Genomic DNA, 20,778 nt, shown 5'->3' on the forward strand with positions numbered 1-20,778 from the left:
CAAATTGATCTTGGTAGCGGGAAGGAAAGGCAACAAGCGCCCGCCGCGCTTCCACGACGCAGCGGGCGCTTGGGTCGCCCTAAGTGCATAAGGCGTTCCAAGACCCTGGCGACCGGAGGTCATTTTACTGATCTCGCGCGCCTGTCGCCAGAATATATCCAGAATATATTCGGATATATTCTACGCCGTCATTTTACGCCTGATCGAAGCTGCCCGCGAACTCGCGCTGGTCGTAATATCGGATTTTCTGGACCCGGAGAGGGTCCTTGCCCTGGATCAATAGCAACTGCTCGTCCGGCCCCATCCGCATGATTTCGTCAGGGTTCATGAGGTTGCGCGCGCTGACCTGGGTGCTGATCGAGCGGGTATGCTTGGCCCGCTCAAAAATGCTGCCATGCGTCTCGGAATACCCCGCCGTGCGAAATTCGAGGGTTTCCTGTCCCATCGACTTGGACAGCAGCTCGGCGGTCGCGTGGTCGTTCACCCCGAACGCCTGCAACACCCCGGCATTCGACAGGAAGGTGCCCGCGCGCTCGCCATAGAGGGCGCGCAACTGGTGCATATCCTGCAGGATGGGCCAGAGCTGCAGCCCGTATCCGGCCATCAGCCCCATGGCGCGCTCGACGGGTTCGAGCCTGCCCAGGGCGGCGAACTCATCGAGCAGGAAAAGGACGGGCCGCGCCGGTTTGACTGCCGAGCGGGCCATGTCGGTCAGTGCCTGAGCGATCAGCAGGCGCAGCCAGCGCGAATAGGCATCGAGACGATCGGGGGGCAGACAGAGAAACACCGTGGAAACCCCCTCTTTCAACCCTGCAAAGGTGAAGTCAGAGGCCGATGTGCTGGCGACGATGCGGGGGCTGTCGAGAAAATGGGTATGGCGCTGGGCCGAGGACAACACCCCTGCGGCTTCGCGATCGGACTTGCCGAGGTGGCGGTTGGCGGCGCGGGCTATGAGGCCGCCGGCGCCGTGGCTGTCCTGCATGCGGGCGAGCAGATCGGCAAAATCCTTGGGTGCGAGCGTGAGATAGTCGCGCACCGTCGCCAGGGTGCGGCGCTCGCGATCCTCGTGGACCACGCCATAGAGGATCAGGCCCGCGATCAGCGCCTTGGCTTCCTCGTTCCAATGCGCCTCGCCGCCTTGCCCTGCGGAATCGTGGACCAGAGCATCGGCCAGCGTCATGGCGTCTTCAGCCAGATCGAGGCTTTCCGGGTCTAGCCGGTCGAGCGGATTATAGCGGGCGGCGGGTTGCCCGGAGACGCCGAAGGGATCGAGGCACCAGACCTTGCCCTTGGTGGCGCGGGTGCGGGCGGTGACGCGGGCGTTCTCGCCCTTAGGGTCGATGCAGATCACCGAGCGGTCGATGGTCAGCAGATTGGGAATGATGGTGCCTACGCCCTTGCCGCTGCGCGTAGGGGCCATGGTCAGGAGATGGGCGGGGCCGTCATAGCGCAGCAGCTTGCCGGTTCTGAAGGATCGACCAATCAGGAGATCGCCCTTGTTGCTCGCAAGGGCGCGCACGTCATCGATTCCACCGAAGGCGGCCGAGCCGAGCAGCGCGTTGCGGCGACCCTTGAAACCATATTTCCAGACCAGCACGAGGAAGACAACGAGCGCCACCCAGGCGATGGTGCTGGCGATCGAGGTCGGCATCACCTTTTCGAGCAGCCAGGCCGTGCCGAACAGGACGGCAAAGGCTCCGCCGGCAGCAAGGATACAGCCTGCGTTGCCCTCTTCTCCGACAACCGGCCCACTCATTTTTGCGGGTCCAGAGGGCGGGTGAACCAGATGAGGCGCAGCCAAGGGACGGGCTGGCCGGGGCGGCCTTCCCCGATCAGAGTCATATGACTGGCCACGCCATGTAGATCAGGCAGGGAGGCCATGCCCCCGAACCGGAAAGGGAGGTTCGCTAGGACGGTGTGTGCAGTGTCGTTGAAACCGATGATCTGGGTGCGCTGGTCGTTGCCTTCCGCGACCCACAGGCCAACCCAGTCATAATTCTTGCGGCTAACCTTTTGCGCGGTGACGAAACGAAATCCGGCGATCGTAGGGGTGCGATCGGGGCGGGGCGGGACATAGCCCTCGACATAGCCGCTCTTGCCGATACGCCCATTGGAGACGGCGACGATTCCGCTTTTGCCATATTGGCGATCCCAGGTGATCCAGCATCCCGACGAGCGGGAATGCACCGGGCCGGGGGATTGATCGAAGTCGGCAAAGCGCGGATCGTCCGATTGGAGCATCAGCCCCCAACCGTAGCGCAATTGTCCAATGCGCCCCTCTCCGGGGGCAGGCCATCCGGTGTCCGTGCGGTAATGGCCGCCCAGTGCCTCGACGGGCAGGGGCGTGGAGGTAATGGCGACAGCGTTGGAGGGTGCATCCGTCACCGGACAGGCGGGGGGCGTGTCGGCGGCGCTGGCGGGACCAGCGACCAGACAAGCGGCGGCACCAGCCAACAGGATCGCGCCGGAGCGGCGCAAGGATAGGGTCAGGCTCATTGTTCCTCCCGTCCACGTTCGAGGTTCTTCAGGCGAGCGAGCGGCGTGATCGGCAGCGCCGGGTCGGCGTCAGGATGATCGAGCAGCTTGAGGACGATGGCCGTGGCGAGGGGAGGGGGCACGGCTTCGGCGCGCAGCATTTCGAACAGGGCCTGTTCGCCGATGGTGAGGTCCATGCCTTCGATCGTGAGATTGGCGCGGGCCTCGGCATCGGCTTCGCGCCACATTGCGACTTCGGCGGGGGTGCCGCGCACATAATCGAGCGTGCGGACCTGGTTGCGGATCGTTTCGATATCGAGGCTGTTCATTGATGGTCCTTCCCGGTGCTATGGCGGTGCAGATAATCGAGGGCTTCGCGGGCGGACTGTTCGCTCGGAAAGAGAAGATCGAGCCAGCTCTGGCTTTTTTCTGACCAGAGGCCCCATGCGCTTTCGAGTTTCTTGTCGGGGCGTTTCATGACGCGGTAATCGTCCAGCCTCATTGCGAGTCCTCCTGCTCCTCCGCTTCCGCGTCGAATGCGCGACGCCCACGCCGCTTCCAGAGCACCAGCAGATCGCCGGCTTTATCCTCCCGCACACGTCCAGCCAGTTCGAGCATCGCGCCATAGAGGGTGGCGCGATCGTCGTCGGCCAGTTCGACGAGGCCGGCTTTCTGGACGAGGCCGCCCAACTCTATGAGATGGCGCGTGCGCTCGCGTCGGGCCATGACCCATCCTCTCGTATCAGCGCGACGCGCGGCGTCTTCAAGCCTGTTCCTCGCTTGCGCCAGTTTGCTTGCCGCCTTCGCCGTCGCAGCCAGTGCGTCGCCAAGCCTTGCGCCCGCGCCCCTGAAAGAAGGCCGCGCCCCGCGAGCGCCACGCCTCCTTTTCTTCCGCGTTAGCCGATCCCACGGCGGCGAGCAGCACGCCCGCCAGCATGTCGGGATCGAGCGCATCTGCCCCGGTGGACGTGACCAGCTCGCCTAGTTGCTGCACCTTCTTCGCCTTGAGCGCGCGGGCCTTGTCGCCCAGCGCCTTCAACTCGGCGTCATAGTCGCGGACCTTGCGCATATTCTCTCCCTCGCGCCCATGATCGGGAGCCGCAGCGTAGCACGATCGCAGGCACAGGACAGCGGTTCCGAACAAAAATGCGGCCAAGTCAATCACGCGAACGGCAGAGAGTGTAAGTGCGCGCTTATACGTCGTTGCCGACGTGCGCTCAGAAAGGCAGTATAGGGGCTGTTATGGCGATCTACCATTTCTCGGCCAAGGTCATCAGCCGCGCCAACGGATCGAGTGCCGTTGCGAGCGCGGCCTATCGTGCGGCGGAACGACTGCACGATGACCGACTCGGGCGCGACCATGATTTCTCGAACAAGGCCGGCGTCGTCCATTCGGAAATCATGCTGCCCGATGGTGCGCCAGAGCGTTTAAACGATCGCGCGACCTTGTGGAACGAGGTCGAAGGGGCTGAGAAACGCAAGGACGCGCAGTTGGCGCGCGAGGTGGAGTTCTCGATTCCGCGCGAGCTGAACCAGCAACAGGGCATCCAGCTCGCCCGCGAGTTTGTCGAAAAGCAGTTCGTGGAACGCGGCATGGTCGCGGACATGAATGTGCATTGGGACATGGGGCAGGACGGGCAACCAAAGCCGCACGCGCATGTCATGCTGTCGATGCGCGAGGTAGGGCCGGAGGGCTTCGGCCAAAAGGTGCGCGAGTGGAACAGCACGGCGCTCTTGCAGGAATGGCGCGAGGCGTGGGCCGATCACGTCAACGAGCGCCTGGCCGAGCTGGATATTGATGCCCGCATAGATCATCGCACGTTGGAGGCGCAGGGGATCGACCTTGAGCCGCAACACAAGATCGGGCCGGCGGCGTCGCGGATGTCCGAACAGGGGCTTGAGGCCGAGCGGGTCGAGGACCATGCCCGGATCGCGCGCGAGAATGGCGAGAAGATCATCGCCAATCCGCAAATCGCGCTCGATGCGATCACCCGGCAACAGGCGACGTTCACGCGGCGCGACCTGGCGCAGTTCGCGTTCCGGCATAGCGACGGCAAGGACCAGTTCGACCAGGTGATGAGCGCGGTGCGGACCTCGCCCGAGCTGGTGGCGCTGGGGAAGGACGGGCGCGGCGAGGATCGGTTCACGTCGCGCGAGATGATCGAGACGGAGCAGCGGTTGGAGCGCGCCGGCGATCGGCTTGCCGATCGGGGCAGGCATGGTCTCCCGGCAACGTCGCTGCAAAATGGGGGGCGGGACGCTGCCGGGAGTGATGGCCTGATGTTGGGGGACCAGCAACGGGACGCGCTGGCGCATATCACCGGCAAGAACGACCTGGCAATCGTCGTCGGCTATGCCGGCACCGGCAAATCGACCATGTTGGGCGTGGCGCGCGACGAATGGGAGCGCGCCGGCTATCAGGTGCGCGGCGCGGCGCTGTCGGGGATCGCGGCCGAGGGTTTGGAAGGTGGCTCCGGCATCCAGTCGCGCACGATCGCCAGCATGGAATATCAATGGGGCCAGGGCCGCGAGCTGCTAGGCCCGCGCGACGTGCTGGTGATCGACGAGGCCGGCATGATCGGCACGCGCCAGATGGAGCGCGTGCTTAGCGAGGCCGAGCGGGCAGGGGCCAAGGTCGTTCTAGTCGGCGACGCCGAGCAGTTGCAGGCGATCGAGGCCGGCGCGGCGTTCCGCGCGCTCGCCGAGCGTCACGGCGCGGCCGAGATCAACGAGGTTCGCCGGCAGCATGAGGACTGGCAGCGCGACGCCACGCGGGCGCTGGCGACGGGCCGCACCGGCGAGGCGATCCATGCCTATGAGCAGCACGGCATGGTCCACGCGGCCGAGACGCGCGAGGCTGCGCGGGCCGAGCTGATCGACACATGGGACGCGCAGCGCCGCGCCGATCCGGACAAGACCCGGATCATCCTCACCCACACCAATGCCGAGGTGCGCGATTTGAACCAGGCCGCGCGCGATCGGCTGCGCGACGCCGGCGAGTTGGGGCAGGACGTGCGTATATCGGCGGAGCGGGGCGCGCGCGACTTCGCCAGCGGCGACCGCATCATGTTCCTCAAGAACGAGCGCGGCATGGGCGTGAAGAACGGCACGCTGGGGAAAGTCGAGCGCGTGTCGCCCGACAGCATGGCCGTTCGCCTTGACGATGGCCGACAGGTGGCGTTCGACCTGAAAGATTATGCCCATGTCGATCATGGCTATGCCGCGACCATCCACAAATCGCAGGGCGTGACGGTCGATCAGGGGCATGTGCTAGCGACGCCGGGGATGGACCGTCATTCGGCCTATGTGGCGCTGTCGCGGCACCGTGACGGGGTGCAGCTCCATTACGGCCGTGACGACTTCGCCGACGATCGCCGGCTTGTCCGCACGCTGGGGCGCGAGCGGGCGAAGGATATGGCGTCGGATTATCCGATGTATCGGGACCGGGACGCCGAGGCACAGTCGTTCGCCGATCGGCGGGGATTGTCGGGCGAGATCCGCGTTGCGGATGCGCCCGAGCGGAAGGGCGTGGAAATCCTCGCGCCCCGCGCGGGAACCTCACGCCAGATGGGCGAGGATTCGCGCCCGCGTGATATTGGCGACGGCCGCGGCGCTGGCGAGGCGAAGGCCGCGGTCGAGCGACAACCGCGGCGGGGAATGTTCGACGGTTTTCGGCCGCGCCCGCCCGAACGGACTGGCGAGCGGACGGCCGAGCCGGTGCAGGGCGCGAAGGAAAAGGCGGCTCCCAAGCGCGGCATGTTCGACGGGCTGAAACTCCCATCGCGCACGCCGGCGCCGACGCCGGCGAAAGAAACGCCAGCGCGTGCCGAGCAGGGCCATACCCATGATTTTCGCCGCGCGGTCGAGCGGGCCTCGCGATCGGCCGAGGCGGTGTTGCAGGCGCACGCATCAGGCGGGCCGGTGCTGGAACATCAGAAGGTCGCGCTCGAGCGCGCAGGGCAAGCGCTGGACCAGCTCAGGGCGGGAGCCTCGCGCGACCTCGCATCGGCGATGCAGCGCGATCCGGCATTGCTCCGCGAGGCGGCGGCGGGCCGCAGCGGGCCGATGATCGAGGCGATGGCGCAGGAGGCCCGCGTGCGCGCCGATCCCCATTTGCGCGCTGATCGGTTCGTGGAACGCTGGCAACAGCTCTCTCAGGACCGCGACCGGCTTTATCGCGCCGGTGACATGACGGGCCGCGAGAAGGCTGGCAAGGAGATGGCGGGCATGGCGAAAAGCCTTGAGCGCGATCCCCAGGTGGAATCGATCCTGCGTAATCGCACCCGCGAGCTGGGGCTTGAGATCGGCATGAGCCGGGGCCGTGATATGGGCGGCGGCGAGCTGGGCCGCCAGTTGACGCAGGAGCTTGGCATAGACCGTGACCGGGGAATGAGCCGCTAGAGCGGCAGTAGTTAAAAATGGCCTGCCGGTCCAATAGACCGGCAGGCCTGGCTTATGGACTCGCATTCGCAGTCGAGCCCTTCGGGTCGCATTTTTCCTTAGCATTTGATTTCGCGCGACGTTGTGAAAAATTGTCAAATATCGCCGGGAGGAAGCGCGAATGCAGAAAGAGGATGATGGTTTCAACAATTCGGAGGCAGACGGCGATCCGGCGGCTGCGTTTGCGCGGGTCGAGGATCGGTTGGCATCGGTGCATGGCGAGGTGGCGTTGCTGCGCGCCGCGATCGAGGGCCTGACCGCCGCGCGCGAGAATATCGAGATTCCCGACTATGAGCCGACGCTGGAACGCACCGAAAAGATATTGATCGCGCTCACCCAGCGGATCGACCCCATCGCCAAAAGCCCGCTCCTGTCGATGACGCCCGATGCCATGGCGGGCCAGATCGCGACGGCGGCGAGCGGTGCGCGCCGCGAGGACGCGCGTCTTGTCGCCGAAGCGCGCGCGGGGCTGGACCAGGCCGCGCGCGAGATTGGCAACCGGCTTGCATCGGCGCGGCGCGGCGACGAGCAAAACCGCTGGCTGTATGTCGCCGGTGTTTGTGGTGTGGCGCTGGGGCTGTTCCTCTACGCCCTGCTCGCCGGCCCGATCGCGCGGTGGACGCCCGATAGCTGGCGCTGGCCCGAGCGCATGGCGGTCCGCGTGCTCGATGAGTCTGGCCCGTGGGCGGCGGGGCAGCGGTTGATGCAGGCGGCCGATCCGGAGAGCTGGGCGCTGATTGTCGCGGCCTCGCCGCTGACGGATGCCAATCGCGAGACGGTGCAGAAATGCCGCGAGCAGGCGGAAAAGGCAGAAAAGCCGGTGCGCTGCACGATTGAGGTGAAGGCCGGCAAATGATGAGGGTCTTGGCTATATTATGGCCGGACTTCACATGCTTGCTGGATCATTTTTCACCGCGATCATGAGGTGATTGAGGTTGCACGATGCTTTCATTCAGAAGGTCGCATGGTCGCACGTCAAGCGCCTGGGCGATCTCCCACAGCATGAGGAGGGTGACGTTCTGCACGCCGCGTTCAACCGCGCTGATGTAAGCACGATCCACGCCCATGCGGCCAGCCACCGCTTCCTGGCTTAACCGAGCTACGAGACGATGATGGCGGAGGTTCGCACCAAGAAGATTGCGGATGTCCATCCGCAGCTTAGACAGGATTCGCGTATTAACGCGCTACGCACTATAATACGCGGATCGTGCGGCGGAGCGGACGACATTCATGGACATGATGACGTGTCATGAAGCGCGGTCCGGGGCCGTGAGAGGGAACCGGTTCAGCCATAATGGCACATCATGCGGCTGATCCACATGGAAGGGATACCATCTATGTCGATAAGCCACAGAAATCACACATCTTCATTATTCGTCGCTTGCATAAGCTAAAGCGCGGTCGCAGCGCATGAACAGCCACCTCCCTGTCGGCCGACTGGCCGAGCATCTTGAATCCCTGTCGAGAGAACGCGCCTGGTTCGCGATCGTCGCTGCGACGACAGGGGTTGCTGCCGCGAATTTCTCCTTCCCGGCGATCGGTTTTGCCCCGCTTTACATGCCGGTCATTTGTGGAGCCTGCTGGGCGCTGGGTGCGCGCGAGGGCTATTTCGTGGCGACCGTCACGGCGTTCCTGACAGCCGTTCCGGCGCTGCACGCCCCGCCCGAGCTTCCGCCCGCGCTGCTGGCGCTGCGCGTCGCGGTCCCCGTCGCCGCCTTCCTGTTCATCGCCGCCGCTGTCACCAGTTTCCGGCGATCCTATGACCGCGAATTGTTCAACGCGCACCGCGACCGCATGACCGGCACGCTCAATAAGGAGGTTTTTCACCGCCGCTGCGCGCAGGCGATCGAGGATGCGAGGCATACACGCCGAACGCTCCTGCTCGTGCTTCTCGACCTCGATGATTTCAAGGCGGCGAACGACCGTGCCGGCCACCTTGCCGGCGACGAAATCCTGCGTGCTTTCGCCAAGGGGGTATCCGCGATCATGCGCCGCGAAGATTTGATCGGCCGTATTGGCGGCGATGAATTTGCATTGCTGGTGCGCGTGCCGTCGATCGCGGAGGGCCAGGGCATTGCCCGCGATATTCACGCCCGCCTGTCGGCCGTGCTGGCGCAATCGCGCTATCCGGTGACATGTAGCATGGGCGCGTTGCTGATTCCGCCCGAAGTGCCGCGCACCATAAGCGAGCTGATCCACGCGGCCGACCAGGCCATGTATCGCGCCAAGCGCGGCGGCAAGAATGCGGTCGAAATCGATGATGGCACCGAGCCTCAGGGGGCCGCAATCCTCCCCATTGCCATGCAGCGCCGGGAGGGGGTTGCATGATCGATCTCGCCCTCATCGGCCGGGATGAAGAAACCAAATGGATTCCGGGTCAAAGCCGGATGTGGCTTGACGACACTTGCCCTCACGAAGCGTCAGGCCGGTCCGGTCTCCGCCAGCTATACGACAAGATGGCGCTGGCGGGGCGGGTGAGGGGCAACGAGGCCGGTAGGCCGCCCCTCGCCCTTATGGTTGTCCCACTTCCTGACAGTGCATGGGGTGCCTGAAATGGAGCAGAGCGCGACACATGGCAGCGATCCCGATCCCCTTCGCATAACGGCCGACCCCGCCCTTGTGCGGGCAATCGGCGGCGCGTTGACGGTGTTCGCTACGTTGATGGCGCGAAAGGGGATCGAGTCCCTTGAGGAAACCGCCAACCTTCTTGGCATTTATGCGGTATTGACTGACGAAATCGCGCCTGACGAGGCGCTCATACTCGGCTGCTGGGCCGGAATGCTGCGTGACGCGGCGGAAGGGATAAGTGTCGAGTCGACCAACAAGGGAGGGGATCAGCAGGGAGATCAAGCGCAATGACATCACCGGGCACGAGGGTCAGCCATGAGGCGGCCGTTCTGATAGTCGAGGACGGACCGCTTGTGCGAGCCTTTGCGGCCGATATTCTCATGGACGCGGGCTATCGCGTGTTCGAGGCGTGCGAAGCGGCCGACGCGCTCACCATTCTTGAAGGCCGTGACGACATTGGAACGGTATTCACCGATATCGAGATGTCGGGAATGACCGGCCTGGCGCTCGCGGGCGTGATCACCGAGGGTTGGCCGGAGATCGCCATTCTCGTAACCTCCGGACGGATTCAGCCCGATCCCGGCACGCTGCCTGCTGGCGCTGCTTTCATCGCCAAACCCTACAAAGCCGACGCGTTGATAGGTCAGCTTGCCGAGCTGGTGGCGCGCTGAAGCTCGCAACGGCAATCAAGTTTTGAAGCGGATGTGCGCCGATGACGAGACTCAGGGCATGATTATCGGCATCGAGGACGGATGGTTTAGCCATGACCGTTCCGGCCATTTGCAATGGTCACAGCTTGGCCGACAGCGGGCCTTTGTCTTCTGATCCCGAATCGACGGCCCCGCCCTGACAGGCGGGGCCGATGTTGTTTGGAGGGTCTGACAAGGGCGAAAGCGGCGGCGCGTCCCAGGGTCCGCGCGGCCGCACGGGTGATTCCGTCAGCCGTTGGCCGACTTCTTCGGGCGGCCGCCCTTGCGGCCGTTCGCCCGCGCAGCCGCGACCTTGGCCGCAGTGCGCGATCGGCCGCCTTGCGCGCCTAGCTGCTGCGCCATCCATTGCTTCGAGCCGAAAACGCCTTGCAACAGTGCGGGTACGTAGAGATCGGTGTCGAGCTTGGGCCAATGCAGGCCCAACCCGGCAGCGCTAACCTCAATGTCGGTCAGCGCATCGGGGGGAGCGTCGGCCAAGCCTTCGGCGAGCCGCGCCGGAAATGTCAGCTCGACACCCGTATTCAGCGCCACCACTACGCGCGCGCGGCGGCGATCGTAGCGCGCCGAGACGGCATGGCCAGCGGCGCGCAGTTCAGTCATGCGCTTTTCGGCCTGATCGAACTCCTGTTCAGTAACTGCCATGAATAGCACTCCATTCCGCGCACAGGGCTGCCAGCGCCGCCTGTAGGGCATCCTTGATGCCGCCTAGCGCCGGCAGTTTGAAACCGTAGCTCTCCCGCAACTCCGGCGGACCATCGGTGCAATGCAGGATGAAAACCGCCTCGCCGTCCGCCCCTTTAACATGGACATGAGCGGGACGATGATCGTTCGGATAGATCACGACCCGCAGGCCATCTATGCGCAGGACAGTCGGCATTGCCGAACCTATATCAAAAACCCAAGCGCTAGGGAATAGTTCCGCCGCTTTGCTGCGCTCTGGCGCTAGGGCCTGTCGCCCGTTGGCAAAGACCAATGATCTCGGTGCGGTCTACGGCGTGCCGCTTAAAGGTTTCGGCTCTTTGCTCGCAGCCTCTGGCCTTTGCCAGCAGATGAGATATGCGATAGCGTGACGGGATGGACCGCCCGCCGCCTTCCAATGATGACGATGGAAGCCTTGAAGGCAATGCCACCGCGCGCCGCTTGGCAGCTGCAAAGTACCTCCTGCATCTCATGAGAGACCCCGAGGCCCGACAGCGCGCGATAGATCGCCTTGGTTTCGATCCAGTCGAGAAGGCTGCAGAGTTGATGCGCGAGAAGCTCGGGTTCGACCCGGATGACTATCAGGGGCAGGACGAGCTAGCGAACGACGCCTGAGGTCCAGGAGCATGGCCATGCTCATCACCTACTACTTTTCAACGCTGGCTGCATTTTAGGTCGATCGCGCCCATTGCTAGTTGTGAAGGCGATCCGCCTTCGGCCGCTACTTCCTCATCCAGACAGCGCTGCCTTTGCGTGCGCGTGTCCTTGGGCTGCTCTTCTACCACGTAAATGGTGCGACCATCCGGCGCGACCACGGTACGCACCGGCGGCTGCTTCGTGCGGGTATCTCCTCGCTGCGCTGGCACGACATACACGGTTCGGCCATCTGGCATGGTGACGACACGCGGCTGTTCTCTCGCAGACTGCGCGGCAACCGGCCCTGCTGCTGAGAGCAGCACGCCTATCTTCACTGAATTTGCCAGTATACCCATACGTTTTCCTCACCAATCGCCAGAATATGAGCTTGAGCGCCAGCGACCGCAACCGAGCGACCACGACAAGTTGATTGGCGTCGTCCCCATCCTTGGGGCTACTTTTCAGGGGCGGGCAATGACCCCGCTAACGGGAGCCGGATAACCGTGAGGACCGGCCCCACGACCTGAAAAGGAGAGATCCATGAAAATGGCGGTTCGCGCCATGCTTGTCGCATTGGCGACGCTTGCCCTGGCAAGCCCATCGTTCGCAGCGACCGTTGCACCAACGAGCTACCCGTTCATCCTCAAAGTCGATTCCTTTGGCTCTCTATATGTGATAATGTCCTTTATCACATACTAATGCGGGGCGGACATGAAGGCGGTTCACGACAAGATAGAAGGCCCATTCGCGATCGAGGAGGATCTAGCTCTGTACGGCATGGTGATCGGCAGTGCGACGCTGCGCAGCGGCATCAAGCTGATCCTGCATGGCACAATCGCCGGCGACCTGATCCTTGAGCCAGGAGCGCGCGCCATCATCCACGGCACAGTCGCCGGGCGTATTTGCAACGAGGGCGGGCGAGCCGAGATATTCGGCTTTGTTGATGGCGTCGAAGACCTTTCCCCGGACGCCGTAACGGTCATCGACACCGCCGCCCATGTTCGCGGTCGGCGATGAACCAGCTCGCCCCTCTCCCGTCACCCAGCTTAGCGCTGCCCGCGCTCATCGCGTCGGCCGATGAGCGGGCGCGGCTGCGCTTCCTCGAGTTCTTCGCCGTCACCATCCGCAATCCCCATACGCGCCGTGCCTATGCGCGCGCAGCGGGCGAGTTTTTGGCTTGGGTAGCGGCGCGCGGCATCACATCGCTCGCCGGCTTGCAGCCGCTTCATGGGCTCTGTTGCAAAAATCGTGAAGCTTGAGCATGCTTGGCGGAGATTGGACGGACGGAACGATGACGGATTTCAAGTGGCGCCATTTCCAGGGTGATGTGATCCTGTGGGCGGTGCGCTGGTATTGTCGCTATCCGATCAGCTATCGCGACCTTGAGGAAATGCTGGCGGAACGCGGCATTTCGGTCGACCATACGACGATCTATCGCTGGGTCCAGTGCTACGCCCCGGAGATGGAGAAGCGGCTGCGCTGGTTCTGGCGGCGTGGCTTTGATCCGAGCTGGCGCCTGGATGAAACCTACGTCAAGGTGCGGGGCAAGTGGACCTACCTGTACCGGGCAGTCGACAAGCGGGGCGACACGATCGATTTCTACCTGTCGCCGACCCGCAGCGCCAAGGCAGCGAAGCGGTTCCTGGGCAAGGCCCTGCGAGGCCTGAAGCACTGGGAAAAGCCTGCCACGCTCAATACCGACAAAGCGCCGAGCTATGGTGCAGCGATCACCGAATTGAAGCGCGAAGGAAAGCTGGACCGGGAGACGGCCCACCGGCAGGTGAAGTATCTCAATAACGTGATCGAGGCCGATCACGGAAAGCTCAAGATACTGATCAAGCCGGTGCGCGGTTTCAAATCGATCCCCACGGCCTATGCCACGATCAAGGGATTCGAAGTCATGCGAGCCCTGCGCAAAGGACAGGCTCGCCCCTGGTGCCTGCAGCCCGGCATCAGGGGCGAGGTGCGCCTTGTGGAGAGAGCTTTTGGCATTGGGCCCTCGGCGCTGACGGAGGCCATGGGCATGCTCAACCACCATTTCGCAGCAGCCGCCTGATCGGCGCAGAGCGACAGCCTACCTCTGACTGCCGCCAATCTTTGCAACAGAGCCGAGCCTGTTCTTCATCGACGCCGTGGATCACTACCGCTCATACGATGAGGACGGAAATGCCGTGAAAGGCAAATATGCGACGATGTTCGAGGAAGAATATCGCCGCGCCGCCAAGCTTCCCGAATTTTCCAGCCTGTTCAAGGAAGTCGACCTCACGTCCGAAGCCGAGGACGTGCATGACGGCTATTTCTCCATCGACAAGAACAAGCGCTGGACGGACACCGCCGACAACAATCAGGCGAACCGCGACAGCGCCGAGCGCGCCTATAACCTCATCATGAAGGACAAGGAAAAGCTCTTGGGCTTCGAGACGAAGCTCAAGTTCATCTTTTCCCACTCCGCCCTGAAAGAGGGCTGGGACAATCCCAACGTGTTCCAGATTTGCGCTCTGCGTGAAATCGGCACGGAGCGGGAACGCCGCCAGACCATCGGTCGCGGCCTGCGCCTGTGCGTCAACCAGCAGGGTGAACGGCTGCGTGGCTTCGAGATCAACACGCTCACGGTGGTCGCGACCGAGAGCTATGAGACCTTCGCCGACAACCTCCAGAAGGAAATCGAGGCCGACACCGGCATTCGCTTCGGTATCGTCGAGCAGCACCAGTTCGCGGCGATCCCGATCCAGAAGGACGACGGTACGCTCACGATGCTGGGCTTCGAGGAATCGACGTCGATCTTTGACTTCCTCAAGGCCGAGCAGATGATCGACGCCAGAGGCAAGGTGCAGGACAAGCTGCGGCAGGCACTGAAGGAGGGGACTCTGACCCTCCCGCCTGAATACGCCGCGCATTTGCCGCAGGTGAAAGAAGTCCTGCGCAAGGTCGCTGGCAAGCTCGACATCAAGAATGCCGACGAGCGCGTCACGGTCAAAACCCGTCAGGCCGTCCTGCAAAGCGCCGAATTCCAGGCGCTGTGGGAGCGCATCAAGCACAAGACGACCTATCGGGTGCATTTCGACAACGCGAAGCTGATCGACGATTGCGTCAAGGCCATTGCCGGTGCGCCGCCGATTGCCAAAGCGCGCGTCACCATCCGCAAGGCCGACCTGGCCATCGGGCAGGGCGGCGTGCTCGCAACCGAAACCTCCACGTCCGGCCCCGTGACCATCGAGGAGGGCGATATCGTCCTGCCCGACGTGCTGACTGATCTTCAGGATCGCACCCAGCTCACGCGGCGCAGTCTCGTCACCATCCTGACCGAGAGCGGCAGGCTGTCGGATTTCAAGCGCAATCCGCAAGCCTTCATCGAGCTGGCCGCCGAGGTTATCAACCGCACCAAGCGGTTGGCTCTCGTCGATGGCATCAAATATCAGCGCGTCGGCGTCGATACCTTCTATGCGCAGGAGCTGTTCGAGCAGGAGGAGCTGACCGGCTACCTTAAGAACATGCTCAAGGACACACAGAAATCCGTGTTCGAGCATGTTGTCTATGACTCGGGCGGCGTCGAGCGCACTTTCGCCGAACAGCTCGAAAAGAACGAGGCCGTGAAGGTTTACGCCAAGCTCCCCGGCTGGTTCAAAGTGCCGACGCCGCTTGGAACCTACAATCCCGATTGGGCGGTTCTCGTGCAGATGGATGGCGAGGAACGCCTTTATTTCGTCGTCGAAACTAAGGGCAGCCTGTTCGCGGATGATCTGCGGGACAACGAAGCGGCAAAGATCGCTTGCGGAGAGGCACATTTCAAAGCTCTGGCGATCAACCAAAATCCGGCCCGTTACGTCAAGGCCACCAGGATAAATGACCTCATGGAACATAGCTGAACTTATTGGCCTCGCGAACGACAGCGTCTTCTCGAGGCCAAATTCGCGAAGCTTAACATAAGTAACATTATCAACCTTTTATCGTTTTATATCAATCATTTATCATCCGACGAGCAAGGGTCATTCCGGTGAATTGATATCCGCCCAATAGGTGATCTCCTCGAAAAGGTGCATGCCTTCCGGATCTTCCCATCCCTTACGCCCGTCATCCCACCGGCCGATTACGGGACGATCTCCTTCCCAGAGCAGCATGAGGCGACCGTCTTTTCGGTCGTCGGGCATCGCGCCAATCGGGTCCCACGGGATGTATTTCGCTGTGATCACGCAAAATCTCCTCGCATGCCGGCGGCGCGCGAGTTCATTCACGCTGCGCTGCTCCAGCAACGGCATTGAAGATCGAATCGACGATGTCTAGAAATAAAGTGCCCCGACGGTTTGCAAAGCAGGGACCGCCGGGGGATACCCAGCTCATATGGCGCAAGGGTGCCTAAAAATCAAGTGAAAAGGTTCCCGTGCCAACATTCGTTCATGCCTTGTCCGCTGACCGCTTCGACACTTATCTGAAGTGGGCCGGAGCCGATCAGACGCTCGCAGAGCGCCTGTACACCTATAATGTGCAGCTTTCCGCAGCCCTCTATGGCCCTCTACACATGCTCGAGGTCGTGCTGCGTAACATGGCGGACGCGCGGCTTGCGGCCCAACATGGCGCCGCCTGGATCGACGATCCTGCGATCCTTGTGACGAACTATCAGACGGGCGCAATCGCAAAAGCACGGCAAACGCTGCAGAAAGACGGGAAGGCAGCGACCCGTCCGCAGATCGTAGCGGAGTTGAACTTCGGCTTCTGGGCGTCACTCTTCGGCCCCAAGTCACACCACCTCTGGCAAAGCCTGCGACCCATCTTTCAGGCCAAAGGCGTACAGCGCGGTGTGATCGCGCGGGACTTGCGCGACCTGCGTATATTGCGCAACCGCGTCGCCCACTATGAACCCATCATCGCGCTTCCGCTCGCGCAGCGCTATGCGAGTATCACGACCTTGACGGGCTGGCTGTCTCCAAGCGCCGCGACATGGATCGCCAAGTATTCGACATGGCCGACACTTTATCCGGCCGTACCCATCCTTGTGCCCGACCCTGCATCTGGAGATTTGCTGGTGGCGCCAGCGGCGCTACCCTTTCTCCCTGCATGACCTATCTCTCCGCGACGCCTGGATCTTGAGGACAATGTCGCCCATCCAGCCCGGCATGGCCGAGCGGGCCGCGACCAGCGCGCGCGTACCGGCATCGTCGAGGCGCGCGGCGAAGCGCCCGATCACATCCGCGTCGATATTGCCCTTCCCTAGATGCGCGAGCGCCTGGACGATCGCATTCACAGACTCCGGCGCGTCGAGCACCGGCGCGCGGCTGTGCTTCAAGGTAACGCTGCGGCCGCCAGCCTTGGCGGTGCGGGTGCGGCCGCTGGTGGCGTAGCTCACCCGGGCGGGCACCTGCGTCGAGATACCAAGGCTATTGGCCGCCGCCGCTCCCGACGGCGCGAGCGCATCGCCGCTCTGCGCGGAGAGCGCCTGGGCCAGCTGCCCGGGATCCGGGCTCAGGGCACCAAGCTTGTCATGCTGGCGGGGATAGTCGTAGAGACCGCGGCCGATCCGACGGATGTCACCGGCATGCGCGAGACGCGACAGCGCCATGTCGACCGAGCCGCGCGTACCGAAGTCGACGAACTGCTTGGGCGTAAACACCCAGCCACAGCCCTTGCCGCGCACACGCTTCATAATCCGGTCAGCCACCGCAGACATGTCCATGCTCCTGTCTGTTAGATAGTAGCATGGTTTTTTCTAACAAGCCATGGCCACAGAAAGCGCCAGTTCTCTCGATTTTCCAAGACATTCCAGCACATGGTAGTGGGAGCATCCCTTCGCAAGATCAACCGCCCCATGCAAATCAACGCTCCCGCCCACGCTCCGGCGCTGGCCGCTCGGGACCAGCTCCACCCTCCAGCTCGCGCGCCGGCTCTGTCGCTTGCCGCCCCTGCATCATCTCGCGGGCCAGGGCCAGACGTCGGGAGACCGCCGGCGGCATAGCCGCCAGGAAACCCGCAATTTCGTCGGAAAGCGCCTGGTCGTCGGCCTCGCCGGTGCGTGCAAGCGCCACTGCCGCCTCCGCATAAGCACCGCGTATCTGCTTCTGGCGAACCAGCGCCATCACGTCTTGCGGCCGCCGTTCCTCATCGCGCGCGCGCGCAAAGGCCCGAGCGCGCAGCACGTTGAGTTCATCCATATTGAGCCGGCGCCCCTCCTGACCGATCCGAGCATCGAGATGCAGCGCTGCTGAGCGCACACGCTTTTGAACGTGACCGCGTGCGCGTCTGGGCGTCGCCTCAGCCGCGATGCCGCGCACCCGTAGCTCATGCGCGAATGTCTCTCGCATATGATGGAGGTCGGCCTTGCGCGGATTGAACCGCGTGCCGTCCGCACCTTCGGTGGCCACCGTCAGATGGACATGCGGATGATCGGTATCTGTATGGAGCGCCAGCATATAGGCGTGATTGTCCTCGAACAGGATCCGGGCGAACGCCTGGGCGGCGTCCTGCAGCGTCTCGGGATCGGTCGAACCGCCGGGCATGGAGAGGACCAGCGACAGCGAGGTCGGCCGATCGCGGCCATGCTCGTTCATCGCCTCGTCGAGCATGGTCCAGTCCTGCGCAATCTCCTTCAGGCGCTTGGGATCGTCAATGATCTCACCCTCGCTCGAGCGCACCGCGAGCTTCCCGTGCCGAGCAACATAGTCGAAATGCTCGGATAGATGATGCGCGCCATATTGCTTGCCCGAGACCTTGACCATGACCTCCGGGGCCTTGCGCACGATCCGCTCGAGCTTGGCCCGAGCCTCGGACTGGCTCAGCGGCGCGGCGCGCGCCTGCCCTCCCCGGCCCGATCCGCCCCGTCCGACGCGCACATAAGCCCCCCGCAGTATCCGTTTCCCACCGGTGGGCGGCCGCCATGCCTCCATGAGGCTGGGCAGCGGCAGGATGCCCTCCTCCTCAAGCATCAAGGCTGTCCCGGCTCTGTTGCAAAGATTGGCGGCAGTCAGAGGTAGGCTGTCGCTCTGCGCCGATCAGGCGGCTGCTGCGAAATGGTGGTTGAGCATGCCCATGGCCTCCGTCAGCGCCGAGGGCCCAATGCCAAAAGCTCTCTCCACAAGGCGCACCTCGCCCCTGATGCCGGGCTGCAGGCACCAGGGGCGAGCCTGTCCTTTGCGCAGGGCTCGCATGACTTCGAATCCCTTGATCGTGGCATAGGCCGTGGGGATCGATTTGAAACCGCGCACCGGCTTGATCAGTATCTTGAGCTTTCCGTGATCGGCCTCGATCACGTTATTGAGATACTTCACCTGCCGGTGGGCCGTCTCCCGGTCCAGCTTTCCTTCGCGCTTCAATTCGGTGATCGCTGCACCATAGCTCGGCGCTTTGTCGGTATTGAGCGTGGCAGGCTTTTCCCAGTGCTTCAGGCCTCGCAGGGCCTTGCCCAGGAACCGCTTCGCTGCCTTGGCGCTGCGGGTCGGCGACAGGTAGAAATCGATCGTGTCGCCCCGCTTGTCGACTGCCCGGTACAGGTAGGTCCACTTGCCCCGCACCTTGACGTAGGTTTCATCCAGGCGCCAGCTCGGATCAAAGCCACGCCGCCAGAACCAGCGCAGCCGCTTCTCCATCTCCGGGGCGTAGCACTGGACCCAGCGATAGATCGTCGTATGGTCGACCGAAATGCCGCGTTCCGCCAGCATTTCCTCAAGGTCGCGATAGCTGATCGGATAGCGACAATACCAGCGCACCGCCCACAGGATCACATCACCCTGGAAATGGCGCCACTTGAAATCCGTCATCGTTCCGTCCGTCCAATCTCCGCCAAGCATGCTCAAGCTTCACGATTTTTGCAACAGAGCCCGCAGGCCAATGGCCCTGCCCTTTCGCCAAGCAGCTCGCGCGCCCGATCATAAGCGACCGAGCCGAGCAGACGGGCGGTCAGAACCTCTTCTGCACTCAGCGGCTCGTCGCGTGATCGGGCCGCAGTGAAGATCGCCTCGGGCTCGCCCGGGGTCCGGATCGGCAAACTGTAGCCCGATGCAAGGTCATGATCCCGGGCGCGGTCAAGGATGCCTCGCTGGCGCGGCGTGAGCTCCAGCACGTCGCCGACACGGTCCCAGGCCAGTCCAGAGGGCGTACGTGCGCAGGCCGCATGGATGGGATCTTCGAGATAATGGCGCTCTTCGAGCACTTCCTCGAGCCAGGCCGACGGATAGGTTGTGAGGAACAGGCTTTGCTCGTCGCCGCGCCGAAGGTCGATATTGTGAAGCAGCGTGAACCAGCGGAAGCCAAGATCGCGCACGGCGGCATCGATCGTGCCATGCAGATCGCCAAGGGTTTCAGCACGCTGACAGTCCGTCGCAAAGCGCGTGAGATCATCAAGGCGGCCGCAGTCTTTTATCCTGTTCGCCATAGGCGACGGAAGCTCGTTCGCGAGGAGACGGCTCGTCCACACCTAAGCGGCGAGCGCCATGATTATCAGGATGAGTTGAGAACGATTCGCAACAATCTACGATTAGAATGGATCGCCTATGACACTTTATCCGCCGGCAAAGTGTCATAGCTGACAACCCGTCTGTGGCCGCCGATTTGGGATTCACATTGATCCTGCTTTGTGCTTGATTCCATCATGTTATGTTTCATGCAGGCAAGCCTCTTGAACCCTCCATTGGCTGTGATGTCGCGGCCGTGCTCGAGACGCTGGCGACCGTATCGAGCCGGCCCCGTTATGCCTTCATGCTGCTCAACCTGATCGCCCAGGTGGCGGGGCCAGATGGAAGCGCCGGTCCCTGGGTCAGGCGGAACGATGGGCTCGTTTCCCTGCGCGATTGGCTATGCGACGCATTGACCCCGATGGCCCAGCGTGGTCCGCGCAGCATTACGCTGGCCGAGCGGGTCGAGAGCGACCTCGCTAGAAACGGACTGCTCCCCGGCGATCCGGAGAAAAGGCGCGGCGTGATCGCGGAGGAAATGCGGGCACGCATTCGCACAGCCGGCAAGAGTAATCTCAGTCGCGCCGTTTCCGAACTGGTGAATGCAGGCCTGCTCCGCCGACATTATCAGGGCTATCGCGTCGACCATCGGAACCGTGGCGGCCAGCGCCACGCCGTCTATACCTTGATCGGCGATGCTCTGCGTCTAGTGCCGGGCATCAGCTCCACACCGAATCTGCCCGTGCAAGGCGAACTTGCCCTCCCAAGATGATTGCGCAGTCGAACCGGGATTGCTGCAGTAGTGTGCTGTGAGGTCGGGTAACGATGTCCGAATAATAAGGCCAGTCAGAACGTCAGCATTGACCTTGCCG

26 protein-coding genes and 2 pseudogenes are annotated in these 20,778 nt (G+C 63.1%); 13 read left to right on the top strand and 15 right to left on the bottom strand.

Translation table 11 applies throughout. From position 1 onward, the window contains the following. Positions 1–193 precede the first annotated feature (193 nt). The 6 genes from K426_RS26865 to K426_RS26885 are packed head-to-tail and all read right to left on the bottom strand — an operon-like array spanning position 194 to position 3,544. Positions 194–1,756 carry a type IV secretory system conjugative DNA transfer family protein gene (locus tag K426_RS26865; RefSeq protein WP_066564280.1) on the bottom strand — a complete coding sequence of 521 codons (1,563 nt, stop codon included), beginning with the start codon at positions 1,754–1,756 and terminating at the stop codon, positions 194–196. Continuing rightward, a complete protein-coding gene (locus K426_RS26870) occupies positions 1,753–2,496 on the bottom strand; it encodes a hypothetical protein (protein ID WP_066564284.1) in 744 nt (247 codons plus the stop codon). The genes K426_RS26865 and K426_RS26870 overlap by 4 nt, the downstream gene beginning before the upstream one ends. Then, positions 2,493–2,804 carry a hypothetical protein gene (locus tag K426_RS26875; RefSeq protein WP_017503343.1) on the bottom strand — a complete coding sequence of 104 codons (312 nt, stop codon included), beginning with the start codon at positions 2,802–2,804 and terminating at the stop codon, positions 2,493–2,495. Before K426_RS26875 ends, K426_RS26870 begins: the two co-directional genes overlap by 4 nt. Further along, positions 2,801–2,977 (bottom strand): hypothetical protein, encoded by a 177-nt coding sequence (locus K426_RS31940; RefSeq protein ID WP_017503342.1) that lies wholly within the window; start codon positions 2,975–2,977, stop codon positions 2,801–2,803. The genes K426_RS26875 and K426_RS31940 overlap by 4 nt, the downstream gene beginning before the upstream one ends. Beyond that, positions 2,974–3,201, bottom strand: coding sequence for a conjugal transfer protein TraD (locus K426_RS26880; RefSeq protein ID WP_026109654.1), 228 nt, complete (start codon positions 3,199–3,201; stop codon positions 2,974–2,976). The genes K426_RS31940 and K426_RS26880 overlap by 4 nt, the downstream gene beginning before the upstream one ends. A gap of 37 nt (positions 3,202–3,238) precedes the next feature. Next, positions 3,239–3,544, bottom strand: a complete 306-nt coding sequence (locus tag K426_RS26885) for a conjugal transfer protein TraD (protein ID WP_066564286.1) — start codon at positions 3,542–3,544, stop codon at positions 3,239–3,241. Positions 3,545–3,717: 173 nt separating this feature from the next. Here K426_RS26885 and traA point away from each other — a divergent pair, with 173 nt between their 5' ends. Next, complete coding sequence (gene traA / locus K426_RS26890) at positions 3,718–6,876, top strand: Ti-type conjugative transfer relaxase TraA (protein ID WP_017503339.1); 3,159 nt, start codon at positions 3,718–3,720, stop codon at positions 6,874–6,876. A gap of 160 nt (positions 6,877–7,036) precedes the next feature. After that, positions 7,037–7,771 (top strand): DUF6118 family protein, encoded by a 735-nt coding sequence (locus K426_RS26895; protein ID WP_017503338.1) that lies wholly within the window; start codon positions 7,037–7,039, stop codon positions 7,769–7,771. Between the two features lie 46 nt (positions 7,772–7,817). Here the strand turns inward: K426_RS26895 and K426_RS26900 are convergent, their stop codons facing one another. After that, on the bottom strand, positions 7,818–8,066 hold the full coding sequence (locus tag K426_RS26900; protein ID WP_066564288.1) for a helix-turn-helix domain-containing protein: 249 nt from the start codon (positions 8,064–8,066) through the stop codon (positions 7,818–7,820). Between the two features lie 259 nt (positions 8,067–8,325). Here K426_RS26900 and K426_RS26905 point away from each other — a divergent pair, with 259 nt between their 5' ends. The 3 genes from K426_RS26905 (at position 8,326) to K426_RS26920 (ending at position 10,154) form a co-directional block, all read left to right on the top strand. Further along, the gene (locus tag K426_RS26905; protein ID WP_017503336.1) at positions 8,326–9,243 is read left to right on the top strand and encodes a GGDEF domain-containing protein; all 918 of its coding nucleotides are present in this window, start codon (positions 8,326–8,328) and stop codon (positions 9,241–9,243) included. Between the two features lie 225 nt (positions 9,244–9,468). Further along, on the top strand, positions 9,469–9,774 hold the full coding sequence (locus K426_RS26915) for a hypothetical protein (RefSeq protein ID WP_017503334.1): 306 nt from the start codon (positions 9,469–9,471) through the stop codon (positions 9,772–9,774). After that, positions 9,771–10,154, top strand: a complete 384-nt coding sequence (locus K426_RS26920) for a response regulator (RefSeq protein WP_038293089.1) — start codon at positions 9,771–9,773, stop codon at positions 10,152–10,154. Before K426_RS26915 ends, K426_RS26920 begins: the two co-directional genes overlap by 4 nt. Positions 10,155–10,421: 267 nt before the next feature. On the opposite strand, the gene K426_RS26925 is transcribed toward K426_RS26920, so the two are convergent. Further along, a complete protein-coding gene (locus tag K426_RS26925; RefSeq protein WP_017503332.1) occupies positions 10,422–10,835 on the bottom strand; it encodes a DUF2442 domain-containing protein in 414 nt (137 codons plus the stop codon). Continuing rightward, positions 10,822–11,070 (bottom strand): DUF4160 domain-containing protein, encoded by a 249-nt coding sequence (locus K426_RS26930; RefSeq protein WP_017503331.1) that lies wholly within the window; start codon positions 11,068–11,070, stop codon positions 10,822–10,824. The genes K426_RS26925 and K426_RS26930 overlap by 14 nt, the downstream gene beginning before the upstream one ends. Positions 11,071–11,267: 197 nt before the next feature. Here K426_RS26930 and K426_RS26935 point away from each other — a divergent pair, with 197 nt between their 5' ends. Next, positions 11,268–11,507 (top strand): hypothetical protein, encoded by a 240-nt coding sequence (locus K426_RS26935; RefSeq protein WP_017503330.1) that lies wholly within the window; start codon positions 11,268–11,270, stop codon positions 11,505–11,507. 38 nt (positions 11,508–11,545) lie between these two features. Here K426_RS26935 and K426_RS30755 read toward each other — a convergent pair whose 3' ends face one another. Next, the gene (locus tag K426_RS30755; protein ID WP_062121909.1) at positions 11,546–11,884 is read right to left on the bottom strand and encodes a hypothetical protein; all 339 of its coding nucleotides are present in this window, start codon (positions 11,882–11,884) and stop codon (positions 11,546–11,548) included. A 184-nt stretch (positions 11,885–12,068) separates the two neighbouring features. Here K426_RS30755 and K426_RS31945 point away from each other — a divergent pair, with 184 nt between their 5' ends. From K426_RS31945 to K426_RS26955, 5 genes and pseudogenes are all read left to right on the top strand, one after another. After that, positions 12,069–12,227, top strand: coding sequence for a hypothetical protein (locus K426_RS31945; protein ID WP_158511798.1), 159 nt, complete (start codon positions 12,069–12,071; stop codon positions 12,225–12,227). Positions 12,228–12,239: 12 nt separating this feature from the next. Further along, complete coding sequence (locus K426_RS26940) at positions 12,240–12,545, top strand: hypothetical protein (protein WP_007681980.1); 306 nt, start codon at positions 12,240–12,242, stop codon at positions 12,543–12,545. After that, a pseudogene (locus tag K426_RS26945) lies at positions 12,542–12,757 on the top strand (tyrosine-type recombinase/integrase); the annotation flags it as partial. The gene K426_RS26940 and the pseudogene K426_RS26945, both read left to right, overlap by 4 nt. Before the next feature lie 62 nt (positions 12,758–12,819). Beyond that, complete coding sequence (locus K426_RS26950; protein WP_001389365.1) at positions 12,820–13,584, top strand: IS6-like element IS6100 family transposase; 765 nt, start codon at positions 12,820–12,822, stop codon at positions 13,582–13,584. 52 nt (positions 13,585–13,636) lie between these two features. Further along, positions 13,637–15,394 (top strand): annotated as a pseudogene (locus K426_RS26955) (restriction endonuclease); the annotation flags it as partial. 120 nt (positions 15,395–15,514) lie between these two features. On the opposite strand, the gene K426_RS26960 reads toward K426_RS26955, so the two are convergent. After that, positions 15,515–15,784 (bottom strand): hypothetical protein, encoded by a 270-nt coding sequence (locus tag K426_RS26960; RefSeq protein WP_233431813.1) that lies wholly within the window; start codon positions 15,782–15,784, stop codon positions 15,515–15,517. Between the two features lie 122 nt (positions 15,785–15,906). Between K426_RS26960 and K426_RS26965 the strand changes: the two genes are divergently transcribed. Further along, positions 15,907–16,584, top strand: a complete 678-nt coding sequence (locus K426_RS26965; protein WP_007684587.1) for a hypothetical protein — start codon at positions 15,907–15,909, stop codon at positions 16,582–16,584. Here the strand turns inward: K426_RS26965 and K426_RS26970 are convergent. The 4 genes from K426_RS26970 to K426_RS26985 form a co-directional block, all read right to left on the bottom strand. Continuing rightward, complete coding sequence (locus K426_RS26970; protein WP_007684585.1) at positions 16,564–17,196, bottom strand: DUF6088 family protein; 633 nt, start codon at positions 17,194–17,196, stop codon at positions 16,564–16,566. The genes K426_RS26965 and K426_RS26970 overlap by 21 nt on opposite strands. A gap of 139 nt (positions 17,197–17,335) precedes the next feature. Next, entirely contained in the window at positions 17,336–18,442 is a 1,107-nt protein-coding gene (locus tag K426_RS26975; protein WP_007684583.1) for a relaxase/mobilization nuclease domain-containing protein, read from the bottom strand. Between the two features lie 66 nt (positions 18,443–18,508). Beyond that, on the bottom strand, positions 18,509–19,273 hold the full coding sequence (locus tag K426_RS26980) for an IS6-like element IS6100 family transposase (RefSeq protein ID WP_001389365.1): 765 nt from the start codon (positions 19,271–19,273) through the stop codon (positions 18,509–18,511). Between the two features lie 32 nt (positions 19,274–19,305). Then, a complete protein-coding gene (locus tag K426_RS26985; RefSeq protein WP_237230192.1) occupies positions 19,306–19,887 on the bottom strand; it encodes an autoinducer binding domain-containing protein in 582 nt (193 codons plus the stop codon). Positions 19,888–20,108: 221 nt separating this feature from the next. Here K426_RS26985 and K426_RS26990 point away from each other — a divergent pair, with 221 nt between their 5' ends. Continuing rightward, the gene (locus tag K426_RS26990; protein WP_013039076.1) at positions 20,109–20,678 is read left to right on the top strand and encodes a hypothetical protein; all 570 of its coding nucleotides are present in this window, start codon (positions 20,109–20,111) and stop codon (positions 20,676–20,678) included. Positions 20,679–20,778 lie beyond the last annotated feature (100 nt).

The organism is Sphingobium sp. TKS, from assembly GCF_001563265.1.
In the GTDB taxonomy this organism is placed as follows: Bacteria; Pseudomonadota; Alphaproteobacteria; order Sphingomonadales; family Sphingomonadaceae; genus Sphingobium.